16 protein-coding genes and 1 pseudogene are annotated in these 16660 nt (G+C 60.0%); 5 read left to right on the top strand and 12 right to left on the bottom strand.

The genetic code is table 11. The annotated features are described in order from the left end of the window. Positions 1-6 precede the first annotated feature (6 nt). From XMD517_RS00085 to XMD517_RS00055, 7 genes are all read right to left on the bottom strand, one after another. Positions 7-537, bottom strand: coding sequence for a hypothetical protein (locus XMD517_RS00085; protein ID WP_173485401.1), 531 nt, complete (start codon positions 535-537; stop codon positions 7-9). A 3-nt stretch (positions 538-540) separates the two neighbouring features. Then, a complete protein-coding gene (locus XMD517_RS00080) occupies positions 541-2586 on the bottom strand; it encodes an acetyl/propionyl/methylcrotonyl-CoA carboxylase subunit alpha (RefSeq protein WP_173485400.1) in 2046 nt (681 codons plus the stop codon). Next, complete coding sequence (locus XMD517_RS00075) at positions 2576-2773, bottom strand: hypothetical protein (RefSeq protein ID WP_173485399.1); 198 nt, start codon at positions 2771-2773, stop codon at positions 2576-2578. The genes XMD517_RS00080 and XMD517_RS00075 overlap by 11 nt, the downstream gene beginning before the upstream one ends. Beyond that, positions 2754-2951 (bottom strand): hypothetical protein, encoded by a 198-nt coding sequence (locus XMD517_RS00070; RefSeq protein ID WP_173485398.1) that lies wholly within the window; start codon positions 2949-2951, stop codon positions 2754-2756. Before XMD517_RS00070 ends, XMD517_RS00075 begins: the two co-directional genes overlap by 20 nt. 354 nt (positions 2952-3305) lie before the next feature. Further along, positions 3306-3656, bottom strand: coding sequence for a hypothetical protein (locus tag XMD517_RS00065; protein WP_173485619.1), 351 nt, complete (start codon positions 3654-3656; stop codon positions 3306-3308). Between the two features lie 14 nt (positions 3657-3670). Further along, positions 3671-4159, bottom strand: a complete 489-nt coding sequence (locus XMD517_RS00060; RefSeq protein ID WP_254449831.1) for a DUF6497 family protein — start codon at positions 4157-4159, stop codon at positions 3671-3673. Positions 4160-4176: 17 nt separating this feature from the next. Then, positions 4177-5709 (bottom strand): acyl-CoA carboxylase subunit beta, encoded by a 1533-nt coding sequence (locus XMD517_RS00055; RefSeq protein ID WP_173485397.1) that lies wholly within the window; start codon positions 5707-5709, stop codon positions 4177-4179. A gap of 212 nt (positions 5710-5921) precedes the next feature. Between XMD517_RS00055 and XMD517_RS00050 the strand changes: the two genes are divergently transcribed. Together XMD517_RS00050 and XMD517_RS00045 are read left to right on the top strand one after the other, a co-directional pair. Next, positions 5922-7154, top strand: coding sequence for a multidrug effflux MFS transporter (locus tag XMD517_RS00050; RefSeq protein WP_173485396.1), 1233 nt, complete (start codon positions 5922-5924; stop codon positions 7152-7154). A 115-nt stretch (positions 7155-7269) separates the two neighbouring features. Continuing rightward, the gene (locus XMD517_RS00045) at positions 7270-8685 is read left to right on the top strand and encodes a short-chain fatty acyl-CoA regulator family protein (protein ID WP_055188677.1); all 1416 of its coding nucleotides are present in this window, start codon (positions 7270-7272) and stop codon (positions 8683-8685) included. A 132-nt stretch (positions 8686-8817) separates the two neighbouring features. On the opposite strand, the gene XMD517_RS00040 is transcribed toward XMD517_RS00045, so the two are convergent. The 5 genes from XMD517_RS00040 to betI all read right to left on the bottom strand — a co-directional run bounded on the left by XMD517_RS00040 (position 8818) and on the right by betI (position 14576). Next, on the bottom strand, positions 8818-9054 hold the full coding sequence (locus XMD517_RS00040; protein ID WP_173485395.1) for a YdcH family protein: 237 nt from the start codon (positions 9052-9054) through the stop codon (positions 8818-8820). A 206-nt stretch (positions 9055-9260) separates the two neighbouring features. Further along, positions 9261-10916 (bottom strand): choline dehydrogenase, encoded by a 1656-nt coding sequence (gene betA / locus XMD517_RS00035; RefSeq protein ID WP_173485394.1) that lies wholly within the window; start codon positions 10914-10916, stop codon positions 9261-9263. A gap of 10 nt (positions 10917-10926) precedes the next feature. Beyond that, a complete protein-coding gene (gene betB, locus XMD517_RS00030) occupies positions 10927-12387 on the bottom strand; it encodes a betaine-aldehyde dehydrogenase (RefSeq protein ID WP_173485393.1) in 1461 nt (486 codons plus the stop codon). 50 nt (positions 12388-12437) lie between these two features. After that, positions 12438-13946, bottom strand: a complete 1509-nt coding sequence (gene betC, locus XMD517_RS00025; RefSeq protein WP_173485392.1) for a choline-sulfatase — start codon at positions 13944-13946, stop codon at positions 12438-12440. A gap of 36 nt (positions 13947-13982) precedes the next feature. Further along, on the bottom strand, positions 13983-14576 hold the full coding sequence (betI, locus tag XMD517_RS00020) for a transcriptional regulator BetI (protein WP_173485391.1): 594 nt from the start codon (positions 14574-14576) through the stop codon (positions 13983-13985). Between the two features lie 203 nt (positions 14577-14779). Between betI and choX the strand changes: the two genes are divergently transcribed. From choX to XMD517_RS00005, 3 genes and pseudogenes are all read left to right on the top strand, one after another. Then, complete coding sequence (gene choX / locus XMD517_RS00015) at positions 14780-15712, top strand: choline ABC transporter substrate-binding protein (protein ID WP_173485390.1); 933 nt, start codon at positions 14780-14782, stop codon at positions 15710-15712. 81 nt (positions 15713-15793) lie between these two features. Next, on the top strand, positions 15794-16408 hold the full coding sequence (locus XMD517_RS00010; RefSeq protein WP_173485389.1) for a LysE family translocator: 615 nt from the start codon (positions 15794-15796) through the stop codon (positions 16406-16408). A gap of 3 nt (positions 16409-16411) precedes the next feature. Then, a pseudogene (locus XMD517_RS00005) lies at positions 16412-16660 on the top strand (choline ABC transporter permease subunit); the annotation flags it as partial.

Below are 16660 nucleotides of genomic sequence, written 5' to 3'. Positions count from 1 at the left end.
GAGGGGTCAATAGGTGTCCCCGGCGGCGAAAAACAATTTGCGTTCAACCGGGTCGAGCACCATGACCCCGTCCAGTTCAGCCGAATAGGCCAGAACCGCGCCGGGCCGCGTCATCGCCGCGTGAAACCCCGGTTCGATCTGATCGTTCAGGCAGGGGCCAACCTGGGCAGCGGCCCCCAGCGCGTGTTTGCCAAACCAGCCATCATTGGCGAGCAGCATGGTATCGGTGAGCTGATGCGGGCTGACGCCCTCCATCTGGATCGCTGCGCGGCCCACCAGCCCGTAAATGCCCTGCGCGTCAGACGGGCTTTCGCCCATCGGCAGGTCGGGCCCGACCTCATTCGTGCGCACCCGAAAGACGGCGGCGGTGCAACGGGGGCCACTTTCAAACCCCAGCGTATCGCCAAGCTGGAACCACGCGGACAGCGTGGCGCGCAGCTTGCTTTCGCGGTGCAGGTCACAGCCGCCCAGCGTCACCACGGCGGCGAGCGCAACAAGCGCCCCGCTGCGGGACATATGCCGGGCGGCCATGGTCATGGATTATTCGAACTCCATGATCACTTCGTCGACCGCCAGGCTGTCACCCGCGCCCGCGTTGATCTTCGACACCACACCGGTTTTCTCGGCGCGCAGGATGTTTTCCATCTTCATCGCCTCGATGGTGCAGAGCGCCTGACCTTCCTGAACTTCCTGCCCCACTTCCACGTCGAGCTTCACGATCAGACCCGGCATCGGGCAGAGCAGCATCTTTGAGGTGTCGGGAGCGACCTTTTCTGGCATCAGCTTGGCCAGTTCCGCCTGACGCGGGGTGCGCACGCGCACATCCAGATCGGCGCCACGGCTCCGCATCCGGAACCCCGAGGTGATTTTATTCACCTTCAGAACCAGTTTGTCGCCGTTCACATCAAGCGTTGCCAGGCTGTCCCCCGGGGTCCAGTCGCTTTCAACACGCAGCTTGGTGCCATCTTCGAACTTGACGGTGGAACCTTTCTTGTCGGCTTTGATTTTCACTGCAAATTCTTGATCTTGCAGCGTCACAACCCAATGTTTGCCGACTTTGCGTTCGTGGTTGTCCATCCGGCCCGAGATACGGGTGCGGCGGATTTCCGTCACGCGATACATGGCCGCGGCAGAGGCCGCGATCCGCTTCAGCGCCTCTTCGCCAAGGGTCACACCCTCAAACCCGTCCGGGTACTGCTCCTCGATGAAGGCAGTGGTCATGTCGCCGGACATGAAGATCGGGTGATCCATCACGGCCGAGAGGAACGGCAGGTTGTGGCCGATGCCTTCCACCTCAAACCCGTCCAGTGCGTTGCGCATGGCTTCGATCGCCTCGTCACGGGTCGGCGCCCAGGTGCAGAGCTTGGCGATCATCGGGTCGTAATACATCGAGATCTCGCCGCCTTCATAGACGCCGGTATCATTGCGCACCGCGTGTTTGCCGGCCTTCGCGTCGCCCTGCCATTTATCGTTTTCCAGAAGCGGGCCAGCGGCACGTTCGACCGGCGGACGATAAGCGGTCAGGCGACCGATCGAGGGCAGGAAGTTGCGATAGGGGTCTTCTGCGTAAAGACGGTTTTCAATCGCCCAGCCGTTCAGCTTCACATCATCCTGGGTGATGGTGAGTTTTTCACCAGCCGCCACGCGGATCATCTGCTCGACAAGGTCCACACCCGTGATCAGTTCGGTCACCGGGTGCTCCACCTGCAGGCGGGTGTTCATTTCGAGGAAGTAGAAGTTCTTCTCGCCATCGACGATGAATTCCACGGTGCCCGCCGAAGAATAGCCCACGGCCTTGGCCAGGGCCACGGCCTGCTCACCCATTGCGCGGCGGGTTTCTTCATCAAGGAAGGGCGACGGGGCCTCTTCAACAACTTTCTGGTTGCGGCGCTGGATCGAACATTCACGCTCGCCCAGATAGATGCCATTGCCGTGGCTGTCGCACAGAACCTGAATTTCGATGTGGCGCGGCTGGGTCACGAATTTCTCGATGAAGATCCGGTCATCCCCGAAGCTGTTGGCGGCTTCGTTTTTCGAAGACTGGAACCCTTCGCGGGCTTCCTCATCATTCCATGCAATCCGCATGCCCTTGCCACCGCCACCGGCGGAGGCCTTGATCATCACCGGGTAACCGATCTCATTCGAGATCTTCACGGCCTCATCAGCATCCTCGATCAACCCCATGTAACCGGGCACGGTGGAGACTTCGGCCTCCTGGGCGATCTTTTTCGAGGTGATCTTGTCCCCCATGCTTTCAATCGCACCAACCGGGGGGCCAACAAAAGCCACGCCCGCGGCGTCCAGAGCCTCGGCAAAGCGGGAGTTTTCCGACAGGAACCCATAGCCCGGATGCACCGCTTCGGCGCCGGTTTCCTTGATCGCCTTCATCACATTGTCGATGACGATATAGGATTGGTTGGCAGGCGGCGGGCCGATGTGAACGGCCTCATCGGCCATTTTCACATGAAGGGCGTTCCGATCAGCGTCGGAATAAATTGCCACGGTCTGAATGCCCATCTTGCGGGCGGTCTTGATCACACGGCAGGCGATTTCGCCCCGGTTTGCAATCAGGATCTTATTGAACATATCCTGTCCCTTCTTCATGTGTATGCGGAGCGTATCCCCGCGGATTGGCAACAAAAAACCCACCGATGGATGATCCACCAGCGGGCATGTCTTGCAGGGGGGCAGACAGCTGCACCCCCTCAATTTCGATATCAAAGACTACATGGGTCTGCTGATCGGCCTTGGCCTCAGCACGCGCCCACATCATCGCAAAGGGCCCCGGCCCCGGCACCGATGGCCGCACCGGTAAGCACATTGCCATTGGCAACACCGGCAATGACCGCGCCGGTGGCTGCGCCTGCGCCTGCGCGCTCGAGGTCGTTCCATTGGCAGCCAGCAAGCACGGCAGCGATTGCAAGCCCTGCAAAGAGTTTCTTGAGTTGCATGTTCCATCACCCAGATCAGTTGTATTTACACGCAATTCTGTGCGCGGATCTTGTGTGGGGGCAAGTCGAACCGAAGAAGATGCGCGGCGGTTTGCGCATGCGGGGTTTGCTGTCGGCTGTGATGCGGACCTTGCGAAAAAGAAACCCGGCCCGGACCAAGAGGTCCGAGACCGGGGAGAAGAAGGGGAAGGGTTGTGGTTTTGACGAACCACGACAAAACGCGGGGATAATGCGCTTGTCTGATAAGAAGATTGGCACGCAGGCAGCCCATTGCAAGAGACCCCTGGCAAAGTTTTTGCCATTTGGGCCGGTTCTTGCCGGTTGGATTGGGCTGCGAGCGAAAACATGCCTAACTTATGCCCCCTCGAATGCTTCGGGAAACGAGGCGCGGGCGCGATCGACATCAATCACCAGCATCGCTTCGTAACTTGCGGGATCAAAGGGATCTTCCGCCGCGACCACCTCGCGTCCGAACAGCCAGCTCAACCGGCCGGCATCCAGATTTCCGCGTTCAAACGGCTGGTCACCAAAATTTTCCCACAACGCCTGCATGAAGCCCGCATCTGCGCGGCGATCCGCCGGTTTGCGATCCGCATAGCGTTCGCGTGCCTTGAGCGGCGTCGCCCCGTCCTTGCTGGCGCGGCGCAGGGTGAATTGATAATCGGTGCCGGGCAGACGACCCGGAAATCCACGATGTTTCAGCATATATGGCAATGCCATCAGAAGCCCTCCCAGAAACAGGCCCCATCCTCGGGGCGGTAGGCTTCGAAATACTGTGTTGCATCGGGATCCGCCATGCCGAACTCGACCTCGCGGTCAAGCAGCACGATAATGATCTGATCGGGCACGGTCGCGGCACCGGCCATGAGGCGGGGCAGGACAACATCCTGACACAGCGCGACCATGTCCTCTTCCGCCTGGGCAAAGCTCACATGGGCCATGTCCCTGGCAATGGCCGGGGCAAGAAACCGGTAACGCACCGCCACCCCTTCGGCGCTTTCCACGCCATGGATCACATCCAGAAATTCGACAGGCTGCCCCGAGGGGACCGAGACCGGGTCACCTTCGACCCAGGGTCCGCGCTTGGTTCCAGCCCCTGCAAGCGCGGGCGCAGACAGGGCAAGACCCAGGGAGAGCAGAGCGGCAAAAGCCCCTGCTCCGACCTGGCCCCGAAGGCCCTTATATGTCTGCGCCAGCGTCATTTTCATACGTCCTCGACCTGCCCTTACAGCGGGATATTGTCGTGTTTTTTCCAGGGGTTCTGGAGTTTCTTGCCACGCAGAGCGGCAAAGGCACGGGCCACGCGTTTGCGGGTCGAACGCGGTTGGATCACCTCGTCGATAAAGCCACGTTCCGCAGCCACAAACGGGTTGGCGAAACGATCTTCGTAATCCGCGGTGCGCTGCGCGATTTTCTCAGCATCGCCCAGTTCGGAACGATACAGGATCTCGGTCGCGCCCTTGGCCCCCATCACAGCAATCTGCGCCTTGGGCCAGGCGTAGTTGAAATCGCCGCGCAGGTGCTTGGACGCCATCACGTCATAGGCGCCGCCATAGGCCTTGCGGGTGATCACGGTCACTTTCGGAACCGTCGCTTCGCCATAGGCAAACAGCAGTTTCGCACCGTGTTTGATCACACCGCCATATTCCTGCGAGGTCCCCGGCAGGAAGCCCGGCACGTCAACCAGCGTCAGGATCGGAATTTCGAACGCATCGCAGAAGCGCACGAAACGGGCCGCCTTGCGCGAGCTGTCAATGTCGAGACAGCCAGCCAGCACCATCGGCTGGTTTGCCACAACACCCACGGTCTGGCCTTCGAGGCGCACGAAACCGGTGATGATGTTTTTGGCGAAGTCTTCCTGGATCTCGTAGAAATCGCCCTCATCCGCGAGCTTGGTGATCAGCTCTTTCATGTCGTAGGGCGTGTTCGGGTTGTCCGGCACCAGCGTGTCCAGGCTTTCGTCGATCCGGGCGGGATCGTCAAAGAACGGGCGCACCGGCGCCTTTTCGCGGTTGTTCAGCGGCAGGAAATCGACCAGGCGACGCACTTCGGTCAGCGCCTCAACGTCATTTTCAAACGCCCCGTCTGCGACCGAAGATTTTTTGGTGTGGGTCGATGCCCCGCCCAGTTCCTCGGCGGTCACAACCTCATTGGTCACGGTTTTCACCACGTCCGGGCCGGTGACAAACATGTAAGAGGTGTCTTTCACCATGAAGATGAAATCGGTCATGGCGGGGGAATACACGGCCCCACCGGCGCACGGCCCCATGATCACCGAGATCTGCGGCACCACGCCCGAGGCCATGATGTTGCGCTGGAACACTTCCGCATAACCGGCAAGGCTGTCGACGCCTTCCTGAATACGCGCGCCACCCGAATCGTTCAGCCCGATGATGGGCGCGCCGTTCTGCACGGCCATATCCTGGATTTTGCAGATCTTCTGTGCGTGGGTTTCCGACAGCGAGCCGCCAAACACGGTGAAGTCCTGCGAGAACACATAGACCTGACGACCGTTGATGGTGCCCCAGCCGGTGACAACACCGTCACCCGCGGGCTTGTCCGCTTCCATGCCGAACTCGACACAGCGGTGGGTCTTGAACATGTCGAACTCTTCGAACGAGCCCTCATCGAGCAAAAGCTCGATCCGTTCGCGGGCGGTCAGTTTGCCCCGCGCATGTTGGCTGTCGATCCGGCGTTGGCCGCCCCCAAGACGGGCTTTCTCACGGCGGTTTTCCAGTTCCTCGAGGATATCTTTCATCTGGCGCACTCCTTGATTTGCAGGCAGGCTAGACTGGAAAACCGTTTCACAAAAGGAAAAACGCGCGAATTTGCAAAGTAATTGCAAGGATGAATTTGCAAATTGCATAACTGCAAATTTATCCTGCACTTTCCCCACCTGTGCCCTACCGCACAGTCGCCGCGCAGGAAAAGGGACTGGACGTTTCAACCGCCCGCTTTTAGCGATACGATATGACTTTGCCAGACAACACTATTCTTCCGCGGTCAGAATTCCTGAACCCGACCACCCCGCCCAGCCTGTTTACGCTGACCTTTGTTGCGGCCATGGCGGCGGTGTCGATGAATGTATTCCTGCCCTCGCTGCCGGGAATGGCTGCCTATTTCCGGGCGGACTACCACCTCGTGCAGCTTTCAGTAGCACTCTACCTGTTCGTGAATGGCACGTTGCAGATCGTGGTTGGCCCGCTGTCGGATCGTTTTGGCCGCCGACCGGTCATTTTCTGGGGATTTGCGGCCTATATCCTCGCGACACTGGGCTGCGTGATGTCCCCGACAATCGAGGTCTTTCTTGGCTTTCGCATGATGCAGGCCACGGTTGCGGTGGGGATGGTTGTCTCTCGCGCGGCCATCCGCGACATGGTGCCGGGGGATCGGGCGGCCTCCATGATCGGATATGTGACCATGGGCATGTCCCTGGTGCCGATGCTGGCCCCGACCCTGGGCGGTTTCCTTGATCAACTTTATGGCTGGAAAGCAAATTTCTGGCTGCAAAGCCTGTCGGGTCTGCTCGCGCTTTTGCTGATCTGGCGCGACATGGGGGAAACCTCCAGCCGCCAGTTTGCTGGCTTTGGCGCACAGTTTCGCGCCTACCCCGCCCTGCTTAGCTCCCCCCGGTTCTGGGGCTATTGCCTGACCGCCACCTTCACCTCGGGCGCGTTCTTTGCCTATCTCGGCGGCGCGCCCTATGTGGGCAGCGAGATTTACGGAATGGACCCCGCACGCCTGGGCCTTTTCTTCGGCACCCCGGCGGCGGGCTATCTGGTCGGCAATTTCCTGTCGGGGCGGTATTCCACGCGCATGGGCATGCTCCGCATGATCCTGGGGGGCTGTCTGGTCACGGCAACAGGTATGGCAACCTCAATTGGAGTGTTTGCCCTCGGGTTTGGCAATGAATACGTGTTCTTTGGTTTTATGATCCTTGTGGGCATTGGCAACGGGATGACCCTGCCCTCGACCAGCGCGGGCATGATGGGGGTGCGCCCGGAACTGGCGGGCAGTGCGGCCGGGCTGGGCGGCACGTTGATGATGACGGGCGGCGCGGCGATCTCGGCCCTGTCCGGCCTCGTCCTTGGGGATGGTGACAACGCGATGCCCCTTTTGCTGTTGATGTTCCTGTCCTCGGTCCTTGCGGTCCTGTCGATGCTGGCGGTTTTGTCCCGTGAGAGGCATCTGGGACTGCGGTGACACCGCAAGCTGAGGCATCAAAACAGTTTTGACGACACCTCTTTGCAAATGCTACGCATAGATCCAGATGGATTTGCAAACCCCCGCAGATCATCTGGAATTGTGAGGACAGATCATGGCCACCCAGAAACTCTATGCCGGTGTGAAACTGCGCGAAATCCGGTCACGGCTTGGGCTGACGCAGAAAGTGTTTGCCGAAAAGCTTGGGGTCAGCCTGCCTTATCTCAACCAGATGGAAAACAACAACCGTCCGGTTTCGACCGGGGTGGTTCTGGCGCTTGCGCAGGAGTTCGGCTTCGACGTGGCAGAGCTGTCGACAGGGGACGCCGAACGGCTGGTCAGCGATATGCGCGAAGCCTTTGCCGACCCGGTCTTTTCCGACATGCCCCCCCTTGCGGATCTTCGGCTCGCGGCCTCGAACGCACCGGCGCTGGCCCACGCCCTTCTGGAACTGCATCGCGCCTATCGCATGGGGCATGAACGCCTTGCGGCAATGGACGAGAATATCGGCGATGCAACCGTCAGCGAATCCCGCACCGCGCAGGCTTCGCCCTGGGATGAGGTGCGCGACTTCTTTCACTATTGCGACAATTACATCGACGCCGTGGATCGGGCCGCCGAACATTTCGCCACAAATGCGATAAATCGCGGCCTCAGCAACTCGACCCTTGCTGAGAGCACCCTGACCGAACGCGGCATCACGATCCGACACGAAGACAGCCAGATCACCCGCCATTATGACCCCGAACACAAGGTGCTAACCCTGTCCACCCGTCCGCCACGCGCAACACAGGAATTCCAGCTGCTGATGCAGGTGGCCCTGATCACGCAGGACGCGCTTTTGGAGGCCACGCTGGACTTTGCCCGGTTCCAGACCGAGGAGGCGCGCGCTGTCGCCAAGCTGGGTCTGGCCAATTACTTTGCCGGGGCGGCCCTTCTGCCCTATCGGGATTTCCTGGCCGCCGCCCACGACACCCGCCATGACCTGGAGCGTCTTGCAGACCGGTTCGGGGCCTCGATCGAGCAGGTTGCGCACCGGCTTTCAACGTTGCAGCGCCCCGGGTCCAAAGGTGTTCCGTTCTTTTTCGTTCGCGTCGATCAGGCCGGCACGATCACCAAGCGCCACTCGGCCACGCGGTTGCAATTTGCCCGGTTCGGCGGCGCCTGCCCGCTATGGAACGTGCATCAGGCCTTTGAAACGCCGGGGCGTTTTCTGCGTCAGCTTGCCCAGACGCCCGATGGGGTGAAATATTTCTGCCTTGCGCGCAACGTGACCAAATCCGGCGGCACGTTTTCCGCGCCGGTGCGCCGCTATGCCATTGGTCTTGGTTGCGAAGTGAAACATGCGGGGGCGTTGGTCTATACCGATGACATGGACATATCGAATGACGCGGCGTTTGAGCCAATTGGTGTCAGCTGCCGGATTTGCGAGCGCGCCCATTGCCATCAGCGTTCGGTGCCCCCGCTGGAACGCAAGCTGCGCATAGATCCCTATGCGCGCGGGGTGCTGCCCTATGAGATCGACCGTTGACGATCTGCTGAGCTGATCCGCGGAGTTGCACCACGGAGACCGCCTTCCGTGAAGGCCCGCAGCCCCCTCCCTCCCCCCAAAAAAAGACCCCGCCAACAAAGTGACGGGGCAAGGGGAAATTTGTGATACGGATTACGCGCTCAACAGGCGGTAGATCTCGTCCTTCAGGGCGGCGCGTTTCTTGCGCATGCCTTCTTCGGTGAATTGATCGGTCGGCTCCACGTTGGTTTCTGCACGGTGCACCGCGCGGTTCACCTCATGGTATTCATCGGTCAGCTTGGCGAAATGAGCGTCTGATTGCTTCAGACCCTGCAGTTTTTCGGCGTATTCCGGGAACTCTTCGTGCAGTTCGTGGGGGGTGTTGGACATTCGCGGCTCTCCTCTCGCTTTGTTCGTCCTGAGAGTGCAACTGTCGCCGAGTCGGGGCTTTGACGCGGATCAAAAATGCGAGGATTTATGTCGGGTTTTGAATGTGACGGGGAGAGGCGCGCTGCCCGACGCGAGGCGCACTCACCCACTCCTGAGTATTTACACCAAGAAGAAGGGGCGGCCTGTCAAAGCCGCCCCGATTGCCTTTACCGCTGGCTGGTTTCCCAGTTTGGATTGATCCATGGCCCTTCGTTGGCGCGCGGCAATTGGCGGCCAAGAATGTGGTCCGAGGCTTTCTCTCCGACCATGATCGACGGGGCATTGAGGTTGCCATTGGTGATCCGTGGGAAAACCGAGCTGTCCGCAAGGCGCAGCCCCTCCACACCGATCACCCGCATTTCCGGGTCAACCACGGCTGTCGGGTCATCCGCGCGGCCCATACGGCAGGTGCCACAGGGGTGGTAGGCGCTTTCGGCATGTTCGCGGATGAAGTCATCCAGCTCATCATCCGACTGGTAGTTCACACCCGGCTGGATCTCGTGTTTCACGAAAGGTTCAAACGCGGCTTGCGAGAAGATCTCACGCGTGAGCCGCAGGCAGGTGCGGAAGTCTTCCCAGTCCTGATCGGTGGACATGTAGTTGAAGAAAATCCGCGGCGCCTCTTTCGGATCTGCTGATTTCAGGGTGATTTCCCCGCGTGACGGCGACCGCATCGGGCCGACATGAGCCTGGAAACCATGCCCTTCAGCCGCCGCCTGACCGTCATAGCGCACAGCGATGGGCAGGAAGTGATACTGGATATCCGGGTATTCCACGCCTGCGCGCGAGCGAATGAACGCCGCACTTTCAAACTGGTTCGATGCCCCCAGCCCTTTTTTGGTAAAGAGCCACTGCGCGCCCAGAACCCCTTTCCAGAACAGGTTCCAGTAGCGGTAAAGCGTGATCGGTTGTTTTGAGGCATATTGCATATAGACCTCGAGGTGGTCCTGCAGGTTCTGCCCGACCCCCGCGCGATCTGCGACAACCTCGATCCCGTGCTCTTTCAGATGCGCCGCCGGACCGATTCCAGAGAGCATCAGGAGCTTGGGCGAGTTGATCGAACTTGCGGCAATGATCACCTCGGCCTGCGCCCTGATCACCTCGATCTTGCCGCCACGTTCAACCTCGACCCCGGTGGCGCGGCCGTCTTCGATCACCACCTTGCGGGCAAAGGCGCGCACCACCTCACAATTGCCGGTCTTTTGCGCCGGGCGCAGATAGGCGTTGGCAGCAGACCAGCGGCGGCCCTGCCAGACGGTCTGCTCCATCGGGCCAAAGCCCTCTTGCTGCTGGCCGTTATAATCCCCGGTGACCGGGTATCCTGCCTGCGCGCCGGCCTCGACAAAGGCGTGAAACAGCGGGTTTCTTCGCGGGCCACGGGTGACATGCAGCGGGCCATTCCTGCCGCGCCAATCCTCATCCCCGCCATGACCGCCGGAATGCCATGTTTCCTGGCGTTTAAAATAGGGCAGCACGTCGGCGTAGGACCAGCCATCCGCCCCCTGTTCAGCCCAGTGATCAAAATCACGCGCGTGGCCGCGCACATAGACCATGCCATTGATCGAGCTGGAGCCACCGATCACCTTGCCGCGCGGGGTGACAAGCGTGCGCCCACCCAGATGCGGTTCGGGTTCGGTCTGAAATCCCCAGTCATAGGTTTTCATGTTCATCGGATAGGAAAGCGCCGCGGGCATCTGGATGAACGGGCCGGCATCCGTCCCCCCATGTTCGATCACAATGACCTTTTTGCCGGCCTCGGACAAGCGATAAGCCATGGCACAGCCTGCGCTCCCCGCCCCGATGATCACGTATTCTTCTTGCATATTCAGATCCTTAGAACGGCGCTTCAATCTGGCTCATCCGCACATAGACGGTTTTGAGCTCGGAATAGTGGTTGATTGCGGCCTTGGAGTTTTCGCGCCCCACGCCGGACATTTTTGACCCGCCAAACGGCGCCTCGACCGGCGCATCATTGTAGGAGTTGATGAAGCAGGTGCCCGCCTCGAACCCGGCCACCACGCGATGCGCACGGGTGATGTCCTGAGTGAAGACACCCGCGGCAAGGCCGAACTCCGTATCATTGGCGCGCGCCATGACCTCTTCTTCGGTTTCGAAATCCAGAACGGCCATGACCGGGCCAAAGATCTCTTCGCGGGCGATGGTCATATCGTCGGTCACATCTGCAAAGACCGTGGGCTGCAGGAAGAACCCGTCCCCCTCGATGCGGTCGCCGCCATAGGTCAGCCGCGCGCCCTCTTCCTTGCCCTTGGCGATATAGTTCATCACGATGTTAAGCTGCCCTTCGGACACCATCGGCCCGAACGACGTTTCCGGGTCGAGCGGATCACCGATCACCGCGTTTTCCAGACGCTCGGACAGGCGCTTGAGGAAGGCTTCTTTGATGCCCTTTTGCACAAAGACACGGGTGCCGTTCGAGCAAACCTGGCCGGTGGAATAGAAGTTGCCCAGAATGGCGCCTGACACGGCGTCATCCACATTGGCGTCGTCAAAGACGATCATTGGCGACTTACCGCCCAGCTCCATGGTGACATGTTTCATGCCCTCGGCGGCGGCGGAATAGACCTTGCGCCCGGTTGGCACCGATCCGGTCAGAGAGACCTTGTCGACCTCGGCATGGGTCACCAGTGCCGCCCCGACATCGCCATAGCCCTGCACCACGTTATAGACACCGGCGGGCGCGCCGGCCTCGACCAGGATCTCGGCCACTTTCAACGCGCAAAGCGGGGTGGTTTCTGATGGTTTGAACACCATTGTATTGCCACAGGCCAGCGCGGGGGCGCCTTTCCAGCAAGCGATCTGGGTTGGATAGTTCCACGCGCCAATGCCGACACAGACGCCCAGCGCCTCGCGGCGGGTATAGACAAAATCCCCGCCCGGAAGCTGGATATGTTCGCCAGTCAGGGATCCGGCCAGACCGCCGAAATATTCCAGCGCATCCGCGCCGGATGTCGCATCTGCCACCGAGGTTTCCTGATAGGGTTTGCCGGTGTCATAGGTTTCGAGGATCGACAGCTCATGGTTGCGATCCCGGATAATGTCAGCGGCCCGACGCAGGATGCGGCCCCGCTCGGTGCCGGACATCGCTTCCCATTCCTTTTGTGCCGCACGGGCAGAGGCGATTGCACGTTCCACGATTTCATGGGTGGCGGAATGCACCCGCGCCACCACTTCGCCAGTGGCCGGATAGATCACGTCGATCGGCGCACCATTGGTGTCCTCGACATATTCGCCACCAATGAAGTGGCTGGCTTTCGGTTGGGTTACGATTTTCATTTTGTGCCTCCGGCGGGGTATTGGGGATCAGAAGAAAGGGCGCGCGCGGATCATTCGCCGCGCGGGAACCGTTTGCTTTCTTCCAAAGTGTCGAGGTTCATGTGGTTGCGCATGTAGCGTTCGGATGCTTTTTGCAGCGGCTGGTAATCCCAGGGGAAATAGGCCCCATTGCGAAGCGCCTCATAGACCACCCAGCGGCGGGCCTGACTTTCACGCACTTCATTGTCATAGGCGGCCAGATCCCAACGCGCATCTGCCTTGGCCCGGAACCCGGCCAGCACCTCGGCATGGGCAGGATCTTCGGCCAGATTGGTCAGCTCATGCGGGTCATCGGACAGGTTGAAAAGCTGATCCGGGTCCAGCGCGCAGCGGTTATATTTCCAGTCCCCCTCGCGGATCGACACCAGCGGCGCGTAGGAGGCTTCTGCGGCGTATTCCATCGCCACCGGGCTGGTGCGGGCCTGGCCACCAGCCAGCGGTAACAGGCTTTCGCCATCCACCCAGGGCATCACCTCATCCAGCGACACCCCGGCCAGATCGGCCAGCGTGGGGGTGACATCAAGCGTGGACACGGGGGTTTCGATCAATCCCGGCTCCAACCCGGGCGCCGAAATCATCAGCGGCACGCGGGCTGACCCTTCATAGAAGTTCATCTTGAACCACAGCCCCCGCTCCCCCAGCATATCGCCGTGATCGGAGACAAAGACGATGATTGCCTCCTGACGGGTCGCTTCAAGAATATCCATCATCTCGCCCAGCTTGTCGTCCAGATACGAGATATTGGCGAAATAGGCGCGGCGCGAGCGGCGGATATTTTCTTCGGTGATATCGAAATTGCGCCAGTCATTGGCGTCGAAAATCCGCTTTGCGTGCGGGTCGTGATCTTCGTAATCCCAGGCGGGCACCTCGGGTAGAAGATGGTCGCAATCCTCGTAAAGATCCCAGTATTTGCGGCGGGCCACATAGGGGTCATGCGGATGGGTGAAGCTGACGGTCAGGCACCAGGGGCGATCATCATTGCCGCGCGCAAGGTCATAAAGCTTGGCGCAGGCATTGTAGGCAACCTCGTCATCATACTCCATCTGGTTGGAAATCTCGGCCACCCCTGCCCCGGTGACAGAGCCCATATTGTGATACCACCAGTCAATCCGCTCGCCGGGTTTGCGATAATCCGGGGTCCAGCCGAAATCGGCCGGATAGATGTCGGTGGTCAGGCGCTCTTCAAACCCATGCATCTGATCGGGACCGACAAAATGCATCTTGCCGGACAGCGCGGTGTAATAGCCTGCGCGGCGCAGGTGATGGGCATAGGTCGGAATGTCCGAACGAAACTCGGCCGCGTTGTCATAGACCCCGGTGCGGCGGGGCAACTGGCCCGACATAAAGCTCGCCCGCCCCGGCGCACAAAGCGGCGAGGCAGTATAGCTGTTTTGAAAGCGCACCGACTTTGCTGCCAGCTTTTTCAGGTTCGGCGCATGCAGCCAGTCAGCAGGGCCATCGGGGAAAAGCGTGCCATTACACTGATCCACCATGACAATAAGGATATTGGGTTTGGTCATCTGAGCATCTCCCTGTTCGGCGGTCTTTTCAGCAGATCACTGCCCGCGCGCCTTCAACATCACATCAATGAAATCCAGAACCTGGGCGGTGGCGCGTTTGCCACTGGGGGTTTCTTCGCGCAGGGCATGGCGAATGAACTGCCCGTCGATCTGGGCGGCAATCATGTCGGCAAGGTCATGAACGTCCTGTGCGTCCCCTTTCACCAGCGGACGCAACCCATAGACAAGATTGGAATGCAGCCGGTGCTGGTAAACGGCCAGAAGGCGGCGCGCCCCATCGGAGGATTGGCTGAGCACATAGAAGTTGAGCCAGGCGGCGATCACTTCGGGACGAAAGTTGCCCGCTTCGAAATTGGCCCGGACAATCGCCTCGACCCGCGTGCGCGGGGTATCCGCCCCCAACAGGGCCGCCCGCACCTGCGCACCGTAAACGGACAGGATGTGCCGCATGGCGGCGAGGAAAATCTGGTCTTTCCCGCCGAAATAGTGATGCGCAAGCGCTGAGGACATGCCAGCCCGCTTGGCGATCTGACTGACCGTCACATCCAGCGACCCCTTTCGCCCGATCTCACTAATCGTAGCGTTTACAAGGGCTTTGCGGCGAATTGGCTCCATTCCCACCTTGGGCATCTGACCGTCCTGTTTCGATTTCTTTTGACAGGCTTGCGTTTTTTTAATTGACTCGTCAATCAATAAAAACAAAAAACATGTTCAATGAATGTCGGTTTGACACCAGCAGGGGCTGGGATAGTGTCGCAAACATATGAGAAGGCGGCGTTTTCCCTCTTTCTTTGCTGTTAAGTTCAAACCGCACCAACCAACGGGAGCAAACCATGAAATTGAAATCCACCCTATCCGCCCTGGCCCTGATGGCCACCGCAACCACCGCCATGGCGGATGGTCATTGTGGCAAGGTCACCTTCTCTGACGTGGGTTGGACCGACATCACCGCCACCACCGCAGCCACCACGGTTGTGCTGGAGGCTCTGGGCTATGAAACCGACATCAAGGTTCTGTCCGTGCCGGTGACCTACACCTCGCTTGCCAAAGGGGACATCGACGTCTTCCTCGGCAACTGGATGCCGACCATGGAAGCCGACATCGCCCCCTACCGCGAAGCGGGCACCGTCGACACCGTGCGCACCAATCTGGAAGGTGCGAAATACACGCTGGCCGTCAACAAGGTCGCTGCTGATCTGGGCATCAAGGATTTTGCCGACATCGCCAAGCACGCGGATGCCCTGGAAGGCAAGATTTACGGCATCGAACCGGGCAATGACGGCAACCGCCTGATTCAGTCGATGATTGATGGCGATGCCTTTGGCCTGAAGGGGTTTGAAGTGGCCGAAAGCTCGGAACAGGGCATGCTGGCGCAGGTGGCCCGCGCGGACAAGAAAGACGAGCCGATTGTCTTCCTTGGCTGGGAACCCCACCCGATGAACGCCAACTTTGAGATGTCCTACCTGACCGGTGGCGATGACTTCTTTGGTCCCAATCTGGGGGGCGCCGTGGTCGATACCAACACCCGTGCAGGGTACGTGACCGAATGCGCCAACACTGGTAAGCTTCTGCAAAACCTGGCCTTCTCGCTGGCGATGGAAAACGAGATCATGGGCGCCATCCTGAATGACGGCCAGGATCCAGCAGAGGCCGCCAAAGCCTGGCTGGCCGCCAACCCGGATGCCTTCATGGCATGGCTCGACGGTGTGACCACCAAAGATGGCGGCGACGCAGTGGCCGCTGTGAAAGCCTCGCTGGGTCTCTGATCCACGAGCAAACCGGACCCCCTTCCGCCTTTTGCTGTCTGGTGGAAGGGGGTTTCTTTGGCCTGACGGAGCCGTGCCGCAATGTCTTTTACCCTGCTTGCCCTGTTCATTCCCGCCTGCTTTGCGCTGAACACAGCCCCTGGGCCGAACAACTTGCTTGCGTTTGCCAACGGCTCGAAACACGGGTTCGGAGCGGCCGTGATCGGCGGCATGGGGCGGCTTGTGCCCTTTGCGGCGATGATTGCGCTGGTCGGGCTTGGGCTAGGCGCCATTCTGGCCACCTCAGCCGCGGCCTTTACGGTCGTGAAATATGCCGGGGCCGCCTATCTGGCCTATGTGGGCTGGCGCATGTGGTGTGCCCCCCAGCCGGACACAGGTGAAGCCGGGGCGCAGCAAAGCCTTCCGGACCTCATGCGCCGGGATTTCCTGATCGCCATTGGCAATCCGAAAGCGATCGCAATATTCACCGCCTTTTTCCCGCAATTTACCGACCTGATCCAGCCATTGGCCCCGCAATATATCCTGCTGGGCGCGCTGTTTCTGGCTCTCGAACTGCTTGCCGTCACCCTCTATGCGGGTCTTGGCGCGGGTATGAAAGGCGCTCTCACCCCTACACGACTGCACCGGCTGAACCGGGGTGTCGGTGGGTTCCTGATTTTTTCGGGCCTGACCATGGCCCTCAGCGAAAGGCCCTGACCCTTGAACTGGTTGACTGACGCGAAAATTCCTGTTGGCAAGAGCATTGCCGACGCCTTTGACTGGCTGACCGATGCCTTCGGCCCGCTGTTCGATACGATTGATGACGTGCTGAGCGAAGGGATCGACGGGTTCCTTTGGCTGCTGCAGGCCCCGCCTGCCCTGCTGATCATCGCCCTGTTCGGAGCCCTGACCTGGTATCTGCAACGCAGCTGGGGCCGTGTCACCGTGGTGGTGCTCTGCTTCTTCTAC

This window comes from Aliiroseovarius sp. xm-d-517, from assembly GCF_013283135.1.
GTDB lineage: Bacteria > Pseudomonadota > Alphaproteobacteria > Rhodobacterales > Rhodobacteraceae > Aliiroseovarius > Aliiroseovarius crassostreae.
Note: the sequence above shows the minus strand (reverse complement) of the source record. Positions and strands in the feature narration are given on the sequence as shown.

What these genes read in the sequence shown, in the direction of transcription:
- betB (WP_173485393.1), bottom strand. Translation starts at nt 12,387, where the DNA reads ATGAAAATCGTAACCCAACCGAAAGCCAGCCACTTCATTGGTGGCGAA.
- betA (WP_173485394.1), bottom strand. Translation starts at nt 10,916, where the DNA reads ATGCAAGAAGAATACGTGATCATCGGGGCGGGGAGCGCAGGCTGTGCC.
- XMD517_RS00055 (WP_173485397.1), bottom strand. Translation starts at nt 5,709, where the DNA reads ATGAAAGATATCCTCGAGGAACTGGAAAACCGCCGTGAGAAAGCCCGT.
- XMD517_RS00050 (WP_173485396.1), top strand. Translation starts at nt 5,922, where the DNA reads ATGACTTTGCCAGACAACACTATTCTTCCGCGGTCAGAATTCCTGAAC.
- XMD517_RS00065 (WP_173485619.1), bottom strand. Translation starts at nt 3,656, where the DNA reads ATGCTGAAACATCGTGGATTTCCGGGTCGTCTGCCCGGCACCGATTAT.
- XMD517_RS00060 (WP_254449831.1), bottom strand. Translation starts at nt 4,159, where the DNA reads ATGAAAATGACGCTGGCGCAGACATATAAGGGCCTTCGGGGCCAGGTC.
- betC (WP_173485392.1), bottom strand. Translation starts at nt 13,946, where the DNA reads ATGACCAAACCCAATATCCTTATTGTCATGGTGGATCAGTGTAATGGC.
- XMD517_RS00070 (WP_173485398.1), bottom strand. Translation starts at nt 2,951, where the DNA reads ATGCAACTCAAGAAACTCTTTGCAGGGCTTGCAATCGCTGCCGTGCTT.
- XMD517_RS00010 (WP_173485389.1), top strand. Translation starts at nt 15,794, where the DNA reads ATGTCTTTTACCCTGCTTGCCCTGTTCATTCCCGCCTGCTTTGCGCTG.
- XMD517_RS00075 (WP_173485399.1), bottom strand. Translation starts at nt 2,773, where the DNA reads ATGATGTGGGCGCGTGCTGAGGCCAAGGCCGATCAGCAGACCCATGTA.
- choX (WP_173485390.1), top strand. Translation starts at nt 14,780, where the DNA reads ATGAAATTGAAATCCACCCTATCCGCCCTGGCCCTGATGGCCACCGCA.
- XMD517_RS00040 (WP_173485395.1), bottom strand. Translation starts at nt 9,054, where the DNA reads ATGTCCAACACCCCCCACGAACTGCACGAAGAGTTCCCGGAATACGCC.
- XMD517_RS00085 (WP_173485401.1), bottom strand. Translation starts at nt 537, where the DNA reads ATGACCATGGCCGCCCGGCATATGTCCCGCAGCGGGGCGCTTGTTGCG.
- XMD517_RS00080 (WP_173485400.1), bottom strand. Translation starts at nt 2,586, where the DNA reads ATGTTCAATAAGATCCTGATTGCAAACCGGGGCGAAATCGCCTGCCGT.
- XMD517_RS00045 (WP_055188677.1), top strand. Translation starts at nt 7,270, where the DNA reads ATGGCCACCCAGAAACTCTATGCCGGTGTGAAACTGCGCGAAATCCGG.
- betI (WP_173485391.1), bottom strand. Translation starts at nt 14,576, where the DNA reads ATGCCCAAGGTGGGAATGGAGCCAATTCGCCGCAAAGCCCTTGTAAAC.